The sequence below is a fragment of the Streptococcus infantarius subsp. infantarius ATCC BAA-102 genome, assembly GCF_000154985.1.
Taxonomy (GTDB): Bacteria; Bacillota; Bacilli; order Lactobacillales; family Streptococcaceae; genus Streptococcus; species Streptococcus infantarius.
The window spans coordinates 38,999-56,983 of the sequence record NZ_DS572693.1 but is presented as its reverse complement, the minus strand read 5'-3'; the positions used below and the strand labels follow the sequence as shown (position 1 = coordinate 56,983).

Below are 17,985 nucleotides of genomic sequence, written 5' to 3'. Positions count from 1 at the left end.
TTATGGCAAGTGTAACAAACTGATGGACTTTATTAAAAATATTGGTCAGCTATTTAACCTTTTCTTTAACAATCGGTATCCACAAAGCCATTTCATAATCTTCAGCGTGAATATCTCCTTCTGCATAAACCTCAAAATCTGGAGCACCAGAGTGGCGATAACCATTTTCTGGAAAAAATACTTCAAGAACATATTTCCAGGCTTCGTGAATAGCCTCTGGAACATTGCCTCTGACTGGAACAATCGCATATTGCGTTTCTGCTACTTCTAAAAGACTCAAACCCAACTCTTGTGCCTTTTTCTTATCTGTAACATCATATCCCGCTAAGTAATTAAGTCCCACACCAGATGAGAGCTCTGAGCAGACACCAAAACTTTGACCATTTCCTAATGCTTTTAAATCAGCAATTTCAAATTTAGCATAGAGTTCATCCCAAACTCCTGGGCAATCTTTACTTTCAATGTGTGATGCTAAAACACCAGCAACCGCAAAAGCCGCTTTCTTTTCAATTGTGATATTCATAGACTTACCTCCACTTACCGTTAATGATAAGTAAACTTTTGGAAATACTTTGTAGGGCATTCCCTTACGAACTTCAGTTGGCGTTGAACCGTGGAATTTTTTAAAAGCTGCGCTAAAACTATCCGCAGAATCATAACTATATTTCATAGCAATATCAATCACCTTATCAGATGACATCTTCAAATCATTAACCGCTTCTGATAATCTACGCTTACGCAAATACTCTGATAAGGTTATATCTGCCAAGACAGAAAATAAGCGAGAAAACATAGCATAGGAATATCCTGATAAGTGTTGAACTTTTTGTTTATCAATTTCGGTCGTTAATACACTTTCAAGGTAGGTCATTGTTTGATTAAATCGTGAAATCATTACCCTCACCTCCTACTGTATAGTCTAGCAAAAGATTGAAAGATTTTCCCCTTATTTTTAAAACAAAAAATCTAGGATAAAAAAAACGCCGCACTATCAGTGCAACGTTTCTATATTTATTTTACAGCTTCTTTCAAAGCATCGACTTTATCAAGTTTTTCCCATGGAAGATCGATATCTGTACGTCCCATGTGTCCGTAAGCAGCTGTTTGACGGTAAATTGGACGTTTCAAATCAAGCATCTTAATGATACCTGCTGGACGAAGGTCAAAGACTTCACGAACAGCAGCTTCCAATTTGCTTTCAGCAACTGTGTTAGTACCAAATGTATCAACACGAACTGAAACTGGATGTGCCACACCGATAGCATAAGCTAATTGCACCTCTGCTTTGCTTGCAAAACCAGCAGCAACAATATTTTTAGCGATGTAACGCGCAGCGTATGATGCAGAACGGTCAACTTTTGTAGCGTCTTTACCAGAGAAAGCACCACCACCATGACGTGCATAACCACCATAAGTATCAACGATAATCTTACGACCAGTCAAACCAGAATCCCCTTGAGGACCACCGATTACAAAACGACCAGTTGGATTGATGAAGAATTTAGTCTTGTCATCAAGGTATTTAGCTGGAATAACTGCTTTGATGACTTTTTCAATCACATCATTGTGAATTTGTTCGTTGGTTGCTTCTGGGTCATGTTGAGTTGAGATAACGACAGTATCTACACGAACTGGTTTGTCATTTTCATCATATTCAACTGTAACTTGTGATTTCGCATCTGGGCGAAGGTATGAAATTTCGCCTGATTTACGCAAATCCGCCAATTTTTTAACCAATTTGTGAGAAAGTGAAATTGGCAATGGCATCAATTCTGGCGTTTCATCAACAGCAAAACCAAACATCAAACCTTGGTCACCAGCACCAATCAAGTCAAGTGGATCTTGATCAGCATTCCCACGAACCTCTAATGCTTCGTTAACCCCTTGTGCAATATCAGGTGATTGTTCAACCAATGACGGATGAACCCCAACTGATTCAGCAGCGAAGCCATAATCAGCATTTGTGTAACCGATTTCTGCGATAGTATCGCGAACAATGCGGTTAATATCAACATAAGCTGTTGTTGAAATTTCTCCAAAAACATGAACTGACCCAGTGTATACAGCTGTTTCTGCTGCAACGTGTGCATCAGGATCTTGTTCCAACACAGCATCTAAAATAGCATCTGAAATTTGGTCTGCAATCTTATCTGGATGCCCCTCAGAAACTGATTCAGACGTGAAAAGTTTACGTTCTGACATAAAAATGTCCCCCCATATCATCATTTTTTCATTCTAATACCTCTAGGTATTAAAATGTCGGGAATTTTTCCCTTTCGAAACCTCCACATTAAAAGTAGACATTTCTAATGAGTTACAAAGTACCAATCTAAATCATCTAAAAAGAGATGGCGCGGTCAATAGCGTGTTAGTCAAGTCAGCGAAATCGCAGATAATACTGAAGAATATCAAGATGAGCTAACGAAGAAGAACACACTATTAAACCGCCAGATTGTCTTATCGGGACTCATTAACTAGAATATTGTACCACGTTTTACCCAAATTGCCTATAGAAAAATTCTTACCATTTCATAACAAATTCATTTTTCATTAAGAATATTTAGAAAAAATATATTATACTATTGATATGAAAACCTACGAAAAAATTTATCATTATTTACAAAACCAAAATGATTACATTAGCGGAGAGACTTTGGCAAATGAATTCGAACTGTCACGCACCGCTATTTGGAAAGCCATCAAGACTTTAGAAGAAAAAGGCGTTCAGATTGATTCTGTTAAAAAACGTGGCTATAAAATTCTCTCAGGTGACTTGCTACTTCCAGAAATCATTTCTAAAGATTTAAAGATAGCTGTTAGTCTCAACGAAAAAAGTCAATCAACTCAATTAGATGCTAAAAATCATTTAGATGAAGATAAAGAAGCGCACCTCTACTTAGCTCCAAGTCAAGAGCAAGCTAAAGGAAGATTTGGTAGACAATTTTTTGCCTCAGAACAAGGTGGCATTTATATGTCACTTCACCTTAAACCAAATGTTCCTTTTGAAGAAGTAAAACCTTATACACTCATGATAGCCTCAAGCGTTGTTAAAGCCATTTCGCGACTAACTGGCATCGAAACAGACATCAAATGGGTCAATGACATCTATTACAATGGTAAAAAAATCGCTGGCATTTTAACTGAAGCTTTTTCATCTGTTGAAACAGGATTAATTACCGATGTTATTATTGGAGTTGGCATCAATTTCCACATCACAGACTTTCCAGCTGATATTTCTGAAAAAGCCGGCTCACTTTTTTCTGGGCAACCAAGTATCACGCGCAACCAACTCATCACCGAAATTTGGAAACTCTTCTTCACTATTCCAGAAAAAGATTTAATCAAAGTTTACAAAGAAAAATCACTTGTCTTAGATAAACAAGTGACTTTTACAGAAAATGATTGTCTATACTCAGGAATCGCCCAAGACATTACCAATCAAGGGCATCTGATTGTCAAACTTGACAACGGTCAAGAAAAAATGCTTCGTAGCGGTGAAATCAGTCTTTCTTCTTGGTAGTTGATGTTAGGGTCTGCAAGACCTTATCAACCGTGTAGGCACGTTGAAGATCACGTAGCAAAAATAACCCCCAAAAGAAAGCAAAGAAATAATCACCATTAAATAAACATTCATTAAAAAAGTAGGTTTCAAAGGCGCACATGAGTGCCATTAAAATAAAACGTTTTATAGTCATATCTTTATTATAGCATAGATAGCTGCTTTTAGCAGTTTTCGCTGGCACGATTTCAAGTTAAAAGGAAGTTTCGATTGAAACTTCCTTTTAATCTTCTACTTTGTTAATTTTATCTGCTAGAAAATCAAAGCCTTCTGGAATGAAAGAGTCATCTTTGACTTCTTCTTCAATTGATTCAACTGAGTTTTGCTTTTTCTTTTTAAGATTTTGAGCAAATTCAGTTCGGATGCTGTTAAAGTCTTTTCTAGGCACAGCCAAAATATTTGGTGAGAAACCAGCAGCTTTACTCATGATATTACCAAACATGTCATTAAGGTCTGTTCGTTTCATGGCTTGCTCGGCATTAAAGGCTGCATCAAAAGCTAAAATGGCATTCTCGCTATTCGCAAGAACTGGTTCAGAACCAAGCAAAAGTGCGCGGTCTTGAGCTGAAATGCTATCCAAAATTTCATTCCAAGCGCCTTTAAGGGCTTCAAGATACTCCCTTGATTTCTGACTATCAGCAATCGTTTCTTCCATGATGTTTAAAATCTTGACGCGGTCAACCTTGTAGCGATAGCTAGAATTTGCTTTTGGACGTTTGTTTGATTTTGGTGAAATCGCAGAGCTATCCAGATTAGCTAGTTGATTTTTCAAGCCTTTAATTTCTGACTGTAGTCTAGCTAACTCATCTGACAATTCTTCTGGAACCTGAGTTAGAGCGGTTTGCTTACCTGATTCTGACAACTGAATGGTCAACATTTCGGCGTATATCTTAGGCTGAACACCATTTTTGATTTCAGGTAAAACTTTGGTCACCAAGTCAATCATCGCAAAGATAAGGTCTTGTTGAACATTAGCCAAATTCTCTTGAAAAACTTGACTCGTGTGGGTGTTTTCACCACCACTTTGAGCCACTAATAAATCACGAAGATAATTCAATAAATCCGTCGCAAAACGACTCATGCTCTTACCACTATCGAAAATTGTTTCAAGATTTGTCAGAGCTTGGCTAGTTTGATTGGCTAAAACATTTGCTACAAAATCATCCAAAGCCGTCATTGAAATGCTGCCTGTGATTTCTTCAGCAATGCTAAGTGAGACATGATTATCACTTGTAAGACTTAGCGCTTGGTCAAGAATAGACAAAGCATCACGCATTCCACCTTCTGCACAGCGTGCAATCAAGGTCAAAGCATCTTCTTCGTATGTAATGCCTTCTTTGCCAAGAATATCAGCCAAATGGTCTCGAATAGCTGCTAACTTAATCGCTTTAAATTCAAAACGTTGAACACGTGACAAAATTGTCGCAGGAATTTTATGCAGTTCAGTAGTCGCTAAGATGAAAACAACATTTTCTGTTGGTTCTTCTAAGGTTTTTAGAAGCGCATTAAATGCTCCCGTTGAAAGCATGTGAACTTCATCGATGATATAAACTTTATAAGTGGCACGACTTGGTGCATAGGTTGACTTATCACGAATTTCACGAATTTCATCAACCCCATTATTAGACGCCGCGTCAATCTCAATGACATCTTCAAGACTACCATTTGTAATATCATGACAAATATCGCAATGATTACATGGTTCACCATTGACCTGGTGAGGGCAGTTCATAGCCTTTGCAAAAATTTTAGCGGCACTGGTTTTACCAGTTCCTCGTGGACCTGAAAACAAGTAAGCATGGCTGATTTTGCCAGAAGAAACTGCTTGTTTTAAAGTCGTTGAAATAACCGTTTGCCCAACCATTTCATCAAAGGTTTGGCTACGGTATTTTCGATAGAGGGCTTGATACATTATTTTTCAACTCCAAACATATCTAGATTCCAATATGATTTTTCGACAAGAATAGCTGCAAATTTTTCAAGATATTCTTGGTCAACAGCATCATAACCATCTGTCAAACGTGAATCCAAATCTAAAACACCAACAAGTTTGTCATCTTTAACCATTGGAACAACAATTTCACTCATGGCAGCAGAATCACATGCAATGTAGTTGGCGTGTTTTGTCACATCTGCAACAATCATTGTTTCTCGTTTAGCTGCTGATTCTCCACAAACACCTTTACCAAGTTTAATATGTACGCAAGATACCCCACCTTGGAATGGCCCAAGAAGTAACTCTTCACCATTGAAAAGGTAAAAGCCAGTAAAAACAGAATTTGGCAAAGTCATCTTCAAGAGCGCACTTGCATTTGAAAGGTTAGACAACAAGCTTTTTTCGTTAGCAAACAAAGCATTTGCTTGCGCTAACATGATTTCATAATTCTCAATTTTCTTAGTATTTTCCATAAGCTTAATTATATCAAAAAAAGCCTGCTTCGTCATACTTTGAAAAAATGATATTTTGGTGAACTTGATGTAAAAAAGAGCTGAGACAATGGCATCTCAACTCAATTTATATTAAAATGACTGCTTAGTTAGGTTGCCTACTGCTTAATACTTTATTGCCAGTAACTTGGACGATTTTTTTCGTAGGCTGAAATCAATTCTTCATACTGAAGAGTAATCCCGATATCATCAAGACCAAGAACAAGCTTACGTTTCCACTCACTATCGATTTCAAATGGAAATTCGCCAGCTGATGATTTGATGACTTGATTTGGTAAATCAATGGTAATTTCTTCTCCTGCAGGTAGCGCAGCTAACTTTTGACGCACTTCCAATGGTTGAACAATGGGAAGCATGCCATTTTTTAATTCATTATTATAATGAATGTCTGAAAACGAACCCGCAATCACACAACGAAAACCATAATCTTCAAGCGCCCAGGCAGCATGTTCACGTGATGACCCTGACCCAAAATTATCTCCAGAAATTAAAATCGTCGCATCACGATATTCAGGCTGATTAAAGATAAAATCAGGATTTTCATCGTAATTATCATTTAAATAACGCCATTCAAAAAGGAGATTTTTTCCGAAACCTTTTTTATCAACAGCTTTTAAAAATTGCTTTGGAATCAGTTGGTCAGTGTCAATATTATCATTCATCAAAGGGACAGACTTCCCTGTATAGACGGTAAATTTTTCCATGGTCTCTCTCCTTTATTCTACTTCTGATAGTTGACGAACATCTACAAATTTACCAGCAATCGCTGCCGCTGCCGCCATGGCAGGACTACAAAGATGTGTCCGAGCTCCAAAACCTTGGCGCCCTTCGAAGTTACGGTTACTTGTTGAGGCACAATGTACACCTTCTGGCACATGGTCTGGGTTCATTCCAAGACACATTGAACAGCCTGGCTCACGCCATTCAAAGCCAGCATCCAAGAAAATCTTATCAAGTCCAAGGCGCTCTGCTTCTTTCTTAACAGGTCGAGATCCTGGAACAACGATAGCTGTCAAATTTGGAGAAATGTGTTTTCCTTTGACAATTTTAGCTGCTAATTGAAGGTCTGAAAGTCGAGCATTGGTACAAGAACCGATAAAGACATAACCAAGGTCAATATCTTCTGCTTTCTCACCTGGTTTCATGTCCATGTAGTGATAGGCACGTTCGTCATTCATGTCTTTGATTTCTGGGAATGGTTGACCAAATTCAACACCCATTTCAGGGTTTGTCCCCCAAGTCACCATAGGTGCCAAGTCAGAAACATCGATAGTGATTACCTTGTCGTACTCTGCATCAGGATCAGAAACTAATGTCTTCCAATCTTCTACAGCTTGCTCAAATTTATCACCTTTTGGTGCAGCCCCACGACCTTTCACATAATCAAATGTCTTTTGATCTGGGTTCATCAAGCCCATTTTAGCACCAAATTCAATCGACATATTGGCAATTGTCATGCGTTCATCCATTGAAAGAGTATCAATAGCTTCACCACAATATTCGACCGCATAACCCACGCCAGCATCAACACCGTATTTAGCAATCAAAGCCAAAATAAAGTCTTTTGAATAAACCCCATTTTGTGGTTTTCCGACAAACTCGACCTTCATTTTTTTAGGTTTCACTTGCCAAATGCATTGTGTCGCAAACACATGCTCCACTTCTGATGTTCCAATACCAAAAGCAATAGCTCCAAAAGCGCCATGTGTCGCCGTATGGCTATCCCCGCAGACAATAAATTTGCCAGGTTGACTGCGTCCTGTTTCCGGACCAACCATATGAACAATCCCTTGACGTTCGCTTCCATGTGTTGCTGCGTCAATACCAAATTCTTCAACGTTTCTTGCAAAAGTATCAATTTGATTTTTTGAAATCAAATCACGAATATTGAAAATGTCAACCGTTGGAACATTATGGTCAGTTGTTCCAAATGTTAACTCTGGACGACGCACTTTACGATCAGCATCTCTAAGACCTTGAAAGGCCTGCGGACTTGTTACTTCATGAATATAGTGCTGATCAACATACATAAGCTGTGGTTCACCTTCTTCGCCAGTAATCACATGACGTTCCCAAAGCTTATCAAAAATCGATTTTCCGCTCATATTTTCCTCCACTGTCTTTACTCTTATCTTTTTAGTATTTAATGCCACACGACTAAAATCCAATAAATAAAAGCAATATCAATAATAATCCCTAAATACCAAGATGCTTTAAAATACCACTTTAATGTTTTGTGATGAAATATCTTTCCACCAAGAAAAGCTCCAAGACCACCAAGCAAGATACTTTCCCACAACAATGTCTTTTCAGGAATTCGCCAATGGCCAGACTTAGCTTTTTGTTTATCAACCCCATAAGTGATAAAAACAAAAACATTCCAAAAGATAAAAGCAAGGACTGTATAATCTTTTAAACTCATAGATTTGCAATAATGGCTGCTGTCATTTCTGCTGTTTTTGCCTGACCACCTAGATCACGTGTCAAAATACCTTGGTTAAAGGTCTTGTCGACAGCTTCTTCAATCATTTCTGCCCCAGCAAATTCCCCGAAACTTTCACGAAGCATCATCGCAACAGACAGAATCATGCTGACTGGATTTGCAATACCTTTGCCAGCAATATCTGGTGCTGAGCCATGAATTGGTTCATAAAGACTTGGCCCATTTTCTGAATGGCTAGCCGAAGGCATTACGCCAAGAGTTCCTGGAAGCACGCTTGATTCATCAGACAAAATATCACCAAATAAATTTTCAGTTACCACAACATCAAAACGTGATGGATTAGTAATCATAATCATGGCTGCGCTATCTACCAATTGGTGTTCCAAAGTCACATCTGGGAATTCTAGCGCCACTTCTTCAGCTACTTTTCGCCATAACTTTGAAGTTGCTAAAACATTTTGTTTGTCAATGCTAGTCACTTTTTTGCCACGAACTTGTGCCAATTCAAAAGCTTTTCGAATGATGCGACGGATTTCTTGAGCAGAATAGTCATTGATATCACGCGCAGCTTCATCTTCTAATTTGTGTTCACCAAAATAAATTCCACTAGTCAATTCACGAACCATCACAAAATCTACCCCTTCAATGCGTTCAGGTTTTAATGGTGATAAGTGTTTAAGCGCATCAAAAATACGAACAGGACGGATATTAGCAAACAGATTCAATTCTTTACGAATAGCAAGTAAGCCTTGCTCTGGTCGAACTGTTGCATTATCGTATTTTGGTCCACCAATAGCTGCTAACAAAATAGCATCCGCAGCTTTGGCAGCATCCAATGTATCTTTTGGTAGGGGATGACCGCAAGCGTCAATCCCTGCACCACCAAAAGGTTTTGCATCAATATCATAATCAAATCCAATCTTATCCGCAACAGCTTCAAGAACTTCAAGACCAGCTGCCATGATTTCTGGTCCGATACCATCACCAGCTAATGTCACAATTTTTTTACTCATCCTTGTATCACTCGCAAGAAAACAAGCTACTTTCTTGCTCTATCCTTTCTTAATCATTTGTTGGAACATCACGGAATGAAACAGCTTTGCCAATTTCTCCCGCATTTTCCTTTTGAACCAAAGCATTAGCATTCACATAAGCAATGGCACCAGCTTTAAGAACATCAAAATCAATACCTGAGGCGTTAAAAATAGTACCTGTATCATCATTTTCGACTGAAACGGATACGCGCGCTTGAGAATCAATACCATCTGTCACTGCATCCATTGTGTAGCTTAGTAGACGAACTTTTTGGTTGAAGAATTTATCAACGGCATTATAAACAGCCTCAACTGAGCCTTTACCATCAGCTGTTACATCGACTTCTTCGTCCTCAGCATTAATCATTGTCACCTCAGCAGTAACCGTTTCGTCTGGATTAGACGTAAATTTCAAATCACCAAAATGGAAACCTTCTGGATTTTCGATTTCTGTTCCAGCAACCAAAGCACGGATATCAGCATCTGTAATTTCTGTTTTCTTATCAGCCAACTTTTTGAATTTACCAAAGAGTGGTTTAATTTCAGCCTCTTCAAACGCAATTTCAAGTTCTTTTAATTTTTCAACAAAAGCATGTCGACCTGAAAGTTTTCCAAGAGGAAGTGAGTTGTGCTTAACCCCAACAAGCTCTGGTGTAATGATTTCATAAGTAAGTGGATTTTTAAGCACACCATCTTGGTGAATCCCTGATTCGTGTGAGAAGGCATTTCCACCAACAACTGCTTTATTTTTAGGAATTGGAATACCTGAGAAGCGAGAAATCAATTCTGAGGTATTGACCGTTTCGTTAAGAACAATATCTGACGTTGCTTGATAGTAATCTTCACGGATATTAAGAGCTACTGCAACTTCTTCAAGGGCAACGTTACCTGCGCGTTCACCGATACCATTGACCGTACCTTCAATACGTCCTGCACCATTTTTAATGGCAGCAAGTGTGTTAGCTGTCGCCATTCCAAGGTCATCGTGACAATGCGGACTAAAGATAATTTCACGGTCAGATGTTACATTTTCAATAAGGTATTTGAAAATATGCCCAAACTCTTCAGGCGTTGTAAACCCAACAGTATCAGGAATATTAATGTAAGTTGCGCCAGCATCTACCGCTGTTTGAACCACTTGAAGAAGATAATCAAGTTCCGTTCTAGTAGCATCTTCTGGAGAAAATTCTACCACATCAAATTTACTACGCGCATAAGTTACATGTTCTTTGATAATATCAAGAATCTCTTCTTTTGTCTTTTTCAGTTTGGATTCACGGTGAATTGGACTTGTCGCGATGAAGACGTGACATTGCGGGTATTCAGCATCTTTCAAAGCTTCATAGCAAGCATCGATATCGGCTTTGACTGAACGAGCCAATCCTGACACCGCTGTTGTTGTCATAGCTTCAGCAATTTGGCGAACAGCTTCAAAAGAATCTGGGCTGGCAGCTGGGAATCCAGCCTCAATTGATGCAATGCCCCATTTTTCAAGTTGCTTAGCAATCGCAACTTTTTCTTTAACTGAAAAATTCACCCCTGGCGTTTGTTCGCCATCACGAAGAGTGGTATCAAGAAATTCAACTTTACGCATAGTAACCTCTTTCTAATTCTAGCAAAAACAATAAGATAAAAATAAAAACATCTCACGGTCAAGCGAGATGTTTTTATCCCGCTTGGTAAGCCAAACAGGACTAATGCTTATGCTGCACTAGCCCTCATTACGCAATAGCAAGACTGTCATTGTTGCGAATGTCATTGACTTATTTTCCCTTCGATGTTTTTCGTTTTTTAACATAATACCCCTTTCTAAGGTAAAAGTCAACAGAATAATCTAAATAAAACAAATTTTCTGAAAATAATTACTGAAAGTAAAAAGAGCTGGATTTTCCAGCCCTTCACTTATTCTTCATTTTCTTTCAAAATTGCAGCAATTTTAGTGTTGATAAGGTCAATCGCGACAACGTTTGAAGCACCTTCTGGGATGATGATGTCTGCATAACGTTTTGTTGGTTCGATGAATTGATGGAACATTGGTTTAACCACTGATGCGTATTGTTCGATAACACTATCAAGGCTACGTCCACGTTCTTCCATATCACGTTTAATACGACGGATGATACGGATATCGTCATCAGTATCAACAAAAAGTTTAATATCCATCAAATCACGAAGACGTTTGTCTTCAAGAACCAAGATACCTTCAACGATGATAACATCTTGAGGTTCTTGACGATATGTTTTTTCACTACGAGTGTGTAGTGTGTAGTCGTAAATTGGAATATCTACTGGGCGACCTGCAATCAATTCATTGATGTGTTCAATCATCAAATCGGTATCAAAAGCAAGTGGGTGGTCATAGTTAGTTGAAACACGCTCTTCAAAAGTCAAATGGCTTTGATCTTTGTAGTAAGAATCATGTTGAATCATTGCAATTTTTTGATCTTGGAAATTTGCCAAAATTGCTTTAGAAACGCTGGTTTTTCCGCCTCCAGAACCACCAGTCACACCAATAATAATAGGTTTTTTACGCATTTATTACTCCAAATAAAAAATATTTCCTATCTATTCTACTACTTTTTTTAAAATTTTCAAACATTGAAATCCCTTACTTGCCCTTAAAATAAAAAAAGTTAGCTTTTTCTATGTTATAATGAAGTAAAGACTAGATAGAATAGAAAAGGAAACCTATGATTTCACAATTTCCACAAGTTTGGCAAGAACAGCTAAAATCACTTAGCTTTTCAGAGCTGACAGACATTCAAAAAAAGGTATTTGAACCTATTTCACAAGGAGATAACCTTCTTGGTATTAGCCCGACAGGTACAGGTAAAACCCTAGCTTATCTCTTTCCCGCACTTCTAAAATTAAAGCCTAAAAAATCTCAGCAATTGCTTATCTTAGCTCCAAATACCGAGTTGGCTGGGCAAATTTTTGAAGTTACAAAAACATGGGCTGAGCCATTAAACCTGTCTACACAACTCTTTATTTCTGGCTCAAGCCAAAAACGTCAAATCGAACGTTTGAAAAAAGCTCCTGAAATTCTTGTCGGAACACCAGGTCGTGTCTTTGAACTCGTTAAACATAAAAAAATCAAAATGATGAACGTTGACACAATCATCTTAGACGAATTTGACGAATTGCTTAGCGATTCACAATATCACTTTGTTGAAAATATCATTCACCGTGTTCCGCGCGACCACCAAATGATTTACATGAGCGCAACAGATAAAGTTGATCCTGAAGTTTTAGCTGAAAATACGATTACTATAGATCTTTCTGACCAAAAACTTGACCAGATTACTCACTACTACATTTTAGTTGACAAGCGTGACCGTGTTGAATTGCTTCGTAAATTCGCAAACATTCCTGATTTTCGTGGTCTCGTCTTCTTCAATAGTCTTTCAGACCTCGGTGCAGCTGAGGAACGCTTACAGTTCAACCGTGCTTCTGCTGTTTCTTTAGCCTCAGATATCAACGTAAAATTCCGTAAAGTCATCCTTGAAAAATTCAAGAATCATGATATTTCACTTCTTCTGGGAACAGATTTGGTAGCACGCGGTATCGATATTGACAATCTTGAATATGTCATCAATTTTGAAGTTGCTCGTGATAAGGAAACCTACACACACCGTGCTGGCCGTACAGGACGTATGGGAAAATTAGGTGTTGTTATCACATTTGTTAGCCACAAAGAAGACTTGAAAAAACTTAAAAAATTCGCTGATGTCTCAGAAGTTTATCTTAAAAAACAAGAACTTCATTTGAAAAAATAATATCTAAAAATGCATAGCCATCTAGGCTATGCATTATTTTTTATTCTTGTACGTGTTTTCGATTTTTCCAGATAAGAGAAACACCTGCTAAGATTATAAATCCTAATGAAACTAAGAATGATTCTGATTGACTAGATGTCGTAGGAAGATAAGCAGTCTCTTTGGATTGTTTAAGTGCCGAAGCAGATTTTTCTGCTAAACCTCGTTTATTCACCCCTAGTGCTACTACCTCTCCTCCTTTCTCACTGGCACTTTGAGTTCTCATCGATTGTGGTGGTGTTTCACTCTTAATAACCTCTTTTGGAATGAAATCATTAAGCTCAGTTTGAGTAGATGTGGTTTGCTTTTCTTTTCCATCAAGCTCTGCTTCTGCCGCTTTTAGGTTAGCTAAGGCAGCATCGACCTCACCTTGAGTTGCTTCTGAGTTGCTCAAAACAGATTGCGCTTCGACTAAAGCTTGATTATAGGCTGTTTTTGCTGGTTCACTTGCATTTTTATATTTAGCTGATGTGACTTTCAAGACTTTTGATTTGTGTGAAAGATTTGAAAGTGCTCGGAAATCTGTTGCTTTTCCATCAAGAGCTTCACGCGTAGATTTCAATTTTTTCAATGTCACATCAACTTCTTCTTGGGTTACTGAACCTTTTGCAAGCACTAAGTTCGCTTTACGGTGCTGAGTGTCATAAGTGGTACGTGCTGCGACTCCAGCATTGTAATAAGCTGGGTCTTCTTGTTCTGCTTGAAACTGACTATCTTCTTCAGTCAATGCCTTAAAGTCTGTCGTTTTGCCATCTAAAGCTTCAATAGCATCTTGTAATGTTTGAAGTGCTGCATCAACTTCAACTTGTGTGTATTTTCCTGACAAAATGGCTTGCGCGCTTGTCAATGCATCTCGATAAGCTAAGAGTTTTTCTAGTGAAGCATTATAATAACGCGCTTCATTTTCAATACCATTTATTGCTTGTGTTTCCGCAATCAAAGCAGTTTTATCAATAATACTAAAAGCAATATGATTTTGTTTTCCATAAACAACTGTGAAATGTGGATCCTCATAAAGCTCATAACCAACTGGAAGTGGCAATTCTAATATGTAGCCTCCAACATATACGTTTTTACCATAATCTTTCTTAGCATATCTTGCTGCTGGAATAACTGTCAGTTTGCCATTTTTATTTGAAATAGAAACTGTTGTACCTTTTGGAAGTTCCTTATCAAAATCAAGTACCAATGCTGCCTGATTACGCATATGAACATAGAAATTCACTGTTTTGTAACTATCCGCATCTGAAAGCTTAATAATTTGGCTAGTTGGACCAGCTAATTCGGCAGCATCTGTATCATAAAGTGCAAGTTCTACAGTATAATCACCAAATGGCAAATTAACCGTAGATAAATCATTGCCGTAATACTTCAAATCAGTGATAACATTACCATCATGGTCTTTGACAATAAACGTATAATCAACATAACTTGCAACATTTGTCTGACCATCAAGAAGGTTGATTGTAACACGCCCACTTTCATTCCCGACATTGACCAAATCACTAACTTTAGCCGTTTCCGTATTGCCAGCAAAATCTTCTACCACATAGTAAAAATCTTCTAACGAAGCAGCAGCAAGCGGCAAAGTAAACGAGCCATCTGGATTTTGTTCAAGAAAAACAGGGGTGTAATGGTCATCGATATAATAAACACGTCCACGTAAAACGCCTGAACCATCATCTAAAGCTTTTCTAGGATTAAAGTTTTGGCTAGCTGCATCATAAGTTGCAGTTGTGATAACTGGATTTTTACGATCGACAATAATATCAAATGCTAAATGTTGAGCTTGTGCACCAATAACGGTTGGATAGTAAGTCAAGACATACTTGTATGAACCATCTGACAAGTCCTTACCGTCCAGATTATCACCATACCAAATCGTTGATGAAAGAGCTGTTGAACCTCTTTCGCTCTTATAATTTTTAACTCCAGAAAAAGTCTCACTTTGCCATAAAGGATGCTCAAAATTGACATCATCTGCTGCATACACCGCAGCGCTAGCATCAGTATAATTTCTTAAAAAGACACCTTTGAAAGCTACGAAATCTTGCTTACCGTCATTATTTGGTGAGATAGCAAGTCGCGTTGTGCCATTTTCATCCAAGTGCAAGACAAAGTCTCCAGCATTATTGGCATAAGTACCAAGAACGATTTGTCTTGAACTATCAGTCGAATTTGTTAGCAAGGCTGTCGTATCATCAGAACCAGAAACAATATGGTCACCATCAATTTCTAGATAAAAACCTTCTTTACCATCAGACACCAATTTGTAGACAGAATCTTCTACAACAGCTAGATTTTGGAAATCACCTCTAAATCCAACAAACGGAAGGCTGACAACTTCAGCAAAATCAACCGAATCCAAGAAACGAACAAAACCTTCAAGATAATAACCATTTGGCATTTCTTTTGTTAATAGCTCAGCAAACTGACGTGCATCAACAGTAATCATTACTTTCTCAGAACTATTAGCCTTCACAGTAATGGTTCTACCAGCGATACTTGCCAAGTGTCGTGGTGATAAAGTAATCTTACCATCCTCGACAGCATCTGTTTGAAGATTTGTTTCATAGGTTAATGTCTTATCTTGGTCGCTAATGTTATGAATAGTTACATCAAAATTAAAAGTATCTCCAACATTTCCTAGAGTGATACTGCCGTAACCGTCATCACTTGTCAGATATAAACCAGAACTAATAGCTGATGCTGTATCAACTAGCCCTGCTCCTTGTTGGCGTGGCGAACTAAATTCACCTGCTTGTTCATCATAATGCGCCTTAGCATTGCTCATAATCAAAGCTTTTACCAAGTAAGCTATTTCGGCATCTGATTTTTCTGGATATTTTTCCTTGAGGTACTGCTTAACCAAAGCTACAACACCTGTTACGTGAGGAGCAGCCATACTTGTACCACTCATCAAACCGTATTGACCATCATTAAACGATGAATAAATGCTTCCTCCGGGTGCTGAAACATCAGGTTTTAACTCACCATCACTCGTCAATCCCCAGCTACTAAAGCTTGAAAAATGCCCAGCTTCGATATTATCAAATTTTTCAAGATTACCACTGAAACGAATTTTATAATTACCGTTTGCAAGAGCATTACCAAATTTATACGGAATAAATACGGCTGGAATAGCAATGGCTGAATCATCAAGAGACATGCTGATATTTGCTCCTTGAGGGTCGTTATTATAAATAACAACACCTTCAGCTCCTTGAGCAATGGCGTTAGCAATTTTTTCAGAAAAAGTTGAGCCACCACGCTTAATAAGAGCAATTTTTCCTGTTAAATCAACCCCTTGCACTTCTTCTGCTGTACCTGTACCTACGTAGACATAGTCATAATCTCTACCAATTTCAAATTTCTTTTCACTTTTATTTGGGTCAGAAAATGGGCATCTTCCGTAGTTTAAGTCCGCATTATTCTCCATTCCAACAAATGTAATGGCTTGACCTCTGGTATAATCGCTATTGTAAGACGCAACAGAAATGGCTCCTTTTGCCGTTGAAGGATTGCCAACTAAGCCATAATCAATATTTTCAGCAAAAGGTTTTTGATTATCACCAAATGCCCCATTGTTCCCTGCTGAAATAACAACCGTTACACCTGCTCGTTGGGCTGCTTCAATAGCCTCAAGCAGGCTCTCCTCAATATTAGCTGTTGAACCCGTGGTACTACCGAGGCTTAGATTAATAGAATCAGCTCCAAGCTTAACAGCATCTTCGATTGCTCTAACATACAATGCCGGACCAGTTGTCTTTTTCAAATCTGAAAAAACTCGCAAGAAAATAACTTGAGCTTCTGGTGCCACACCATAGATATACTCATCTCCAGCTTTTTGAGTTGGGTTACCAGCTGCAATCCCTGTAACGTGCATACCATGAGAATCTTCAATTCCCTCTTTCAAATTGGTATTTCCATCAACGTAGTTATAACCGAAAATAACCTTGTCATTAAACCATTTTCCGTAAGTAATGCCTGCAGCAGCCTTAGCCGCATCCATTTCCTCTTGACTTTTGTATTTTGCTTTTGATGGATCTGTGATGTGCAAAACATCATGATCAACATCCAAACCTGAATCAATGATTGCTACAACAGTTCCTTGACCTTTATAGCCGCTCTCCCAAACCTCTGGAACCTTGATTTGCTCATCTGTATCAATACTTTGTGGAGTTTCTGGTTGTTTAGCTTGACTTGCTTCTTGCTGTGGTGTCGAGTCAAATGTTTCATTGCTGACAGTACTGATTTTATCTTGAGTGTTGTCAGTCACTTCGTTTTCTGTCGGAAGACTTGCTTCTTGATTATCAGACAAATTGAGACCATCTTGATTAACAGTCTGAGACGAAACTTCTGATGTTTGTTCTATAGCAAGCTCAACTTGAGTTTCATCTACCGCCTGACTGCTATCAACTACTTGAACAGCTTGCTCTATTCCCACCTGATTAACTTGTAGCGCAGAATTAACCTCATCTGCTGCTACATGCCCCGCTAAAAATACTGCTCCAATCAAAACAGAAACCAATCCGACCTTGTACTTTCTCAACGAGAAACGTTCTTTTTTACCCATAAATAAACCTCCAAAAATGGTTATTTCATATTGACGGCTTGTCAATATAAAAGATATTAAAACACAAGTTTATTAAAAAATCAATCATTTTCTGAAAATTCTTTTGTTTT

At 38.2% G+C, this 17,985-nt stretch carries 14 protein-coding genes; 2 read left to right on the top strand and 12 right to left on the bottom strand.

Features of this window, described 5'->3' with window-relative positions:
- Nucleotides 1-49: 49 nt before the first annotated feature.
- Nucleotides 50-895, bottom strand: a complete 846-nt coding sequence (locus STRINF_RS06745; protein WP_043878394.1) for an AraC family transcriptional regulator — start codon at nt 893-895, stop codon at nt 50-52.
- 116 nt (nt 896-1,011) lie between these two features.
- Nucleotides 1,012-2,202: a methionine adenosyltransferase gene (gene metK, locus STRINF_RS06740; RefSeq protein WP_043878393.1), complete on the bottom strand. Its 1,191-nt coding sequence runs from the start codon at nt 2,200-2,202 to the stop codon at nt 1,012-1,014.
- A 385-nt stretch (nt 2,203-2,587) separates the two neighbouring features.
- On the opposite strand from metK, the gene birA reads away from it, so the two are divergent.
- Nucleotides 2,588-3,520 (top strand): bifunctional biotin--[acetyl-CoA-carboxylase] ligase/biotin operon repressor BirA, encoded by a 933-nt coding sequence (gene birA, locus STRINF_RS06735; protein WP_006532319.1) that lies wholly within the window; start codon nt 2,588-2,590, stop codon nt 3,518-3,520.
- Here the strand turns inward: birA and STRINF_RS06730 are convergent.
- The 9 genes from STRINF_RS06730 to udk form a co-directional block, all read right to left on the bottom strand.
- Nucleotides 3,501-3,695 carry a DUF3272 family protein gene (locus tag STRINF_RS06730; RefSeq protein WP_043878416.1) on the bottom strand — a complete coding sequence of 65 codons (195 nt, stop codon included), beginning with the start codon at nt 3,693-3,695 and terminating at the stop codon, nt 3,501-3,503. The genes birA and STRINF_RS06730 overlap by 20 nt on opposite strands.
- Before the next feature lie 87 nt (nt 3,696-3,782).
- The gene (gene dnaX / locus STRINF_RS06725) at nt 3,783-5,471 is read right to left on the bottom strand and encodes a DNA polymerase III subunit gamma/tau (protein WP_006532317.1); all 1,689 of its coding nucleotides are present in this window, start codon (nt 5,469-5,471) and stop codon (nt 3,783-3,785) included.
- Nucleotides 5,471-5,968, bottom strand: coding sequence for a GAF domain-containing protein (locus STRINF_RS06720; protein WP_043878392.1), 498 nt, complete (start codon nt 5,966-5,968; stop codon nt 5,471-5,473). The genes dnaX and STRINF_RS06720 overlap by 1 nt, the downstream gene beginning before the upstream one ends.
- Nucleotides 5,969-6,120: 152 nt before the next feature.
- Nucleotides 6,121-6,711, bottom strand: coding sequence for a 3-isopropylmalate dehydratase small subunit (gene leuD / locus STRINF_RS06715; RefSeq protein WP_006532315.1), 591 nt, complete (start codon nt 6,709-6,711; stop codon nt 6,121-6,123).
- Between the two features lie 12 nt (nt 6,712-6,723).
- Nucleotides 6,724-8,112 carry a 3-isopropylmalate dehydratase large subunit gene (gene leuC, locus STRINF_RS06710; RefSeq protein WP_043878391.1) on the bottom strand — a complete coding sequence of 463 codons (1,389 nt, stop codon included), beginning with the start codon at nt 8,110-8,112 and terminating at the stop codon, nt 6,724-6,726.
- 38 nt (nt 8,113-8,150) lie between these two features.
- Nucleotides 8,151-8,429, bottom strand: coding sequence for a DUF1294 domain-containing protein (locus STRINF_RS06705; RefSeq protein ID WP_006532313.1), 279 nt, complete (start codon nt 8,427-8,429; stop codon nt 8,151-8,153).
- Nucleotides 8,426-9,463, bottom strand: a complete 1,038-nt coding sequence (leuB, locus tag STRINF_RS06700) for a 3-isopropylmalate dehydrogenase (RefSeq protein ID WP_006532312.1) — start codon at nt 9,461-9,463, stop codon at nt 8,426-8,428. Before leuB ends, STRINF_RS06705 begins: the two co-directional genes overlap by 4 nt.
- Nucleotides 9,464-9,512: 49 nt before the next feature.
- Entirely contained in the window at nt 9,513-11,078 is a 1,566-nt protein-coding gene (locus tag STRINF_RS06695) for a 2-isopropylmalate synthase (protein ID WP_006532311.1), read from the bottom strand.
- Between the two features lie 308 nt (nt 11,079-11,386).
- Nucleotides 11,387-12,019 carry a uridine kinase gene (udk, locus tag STRINF_RS06690; protein WP_006532310.1) on the bottom strand — a complete coding sequence of 211 codons (633 nt, stop codon included), beginning with the start codon at nt 12,017-12,019 and terminating at the stop codon, nt 11,387-11,389.
- A 155-nt stretch (nt 12,020-12,174) separates the two neighbouring features.
- Here udk and STRINF_RS06685 point away from each other — a divergent pair, with 155 nt between their 5' ends.
- Nucleotides 12,175-13,260 (top strand): DEAD/DEAH box helicase, encoded by a 1,086-nt coding sequence (locus STRINF_RS06685; RefSeq protein WP_006532309.1) that lies wholly within the window; start codon nt 12,175-12,177, stop codon nt 13,258-13,260.
- 40 nt (nt 13,261-13,300) lie between these two features.
- On the opposite strand, the gene STRINF_RS06680 is transcribed toward STRINF_RS06685, so the two are convergent.
- The gene (locus STRINF_RS06680) at nt 13,301-17,875 is read right to left on the bottom strand and encodes a S8 family serine peptidase (RefSeq protein WP_006532308.1); all 4,575 of its coding nucleotides are present in this window, start codon (nt 17,873-17,875) and stop codon (nt 13,301-13,303) included.
- Nucleotides 17,876-17,985: the final 110 nt, after the last annotated feature.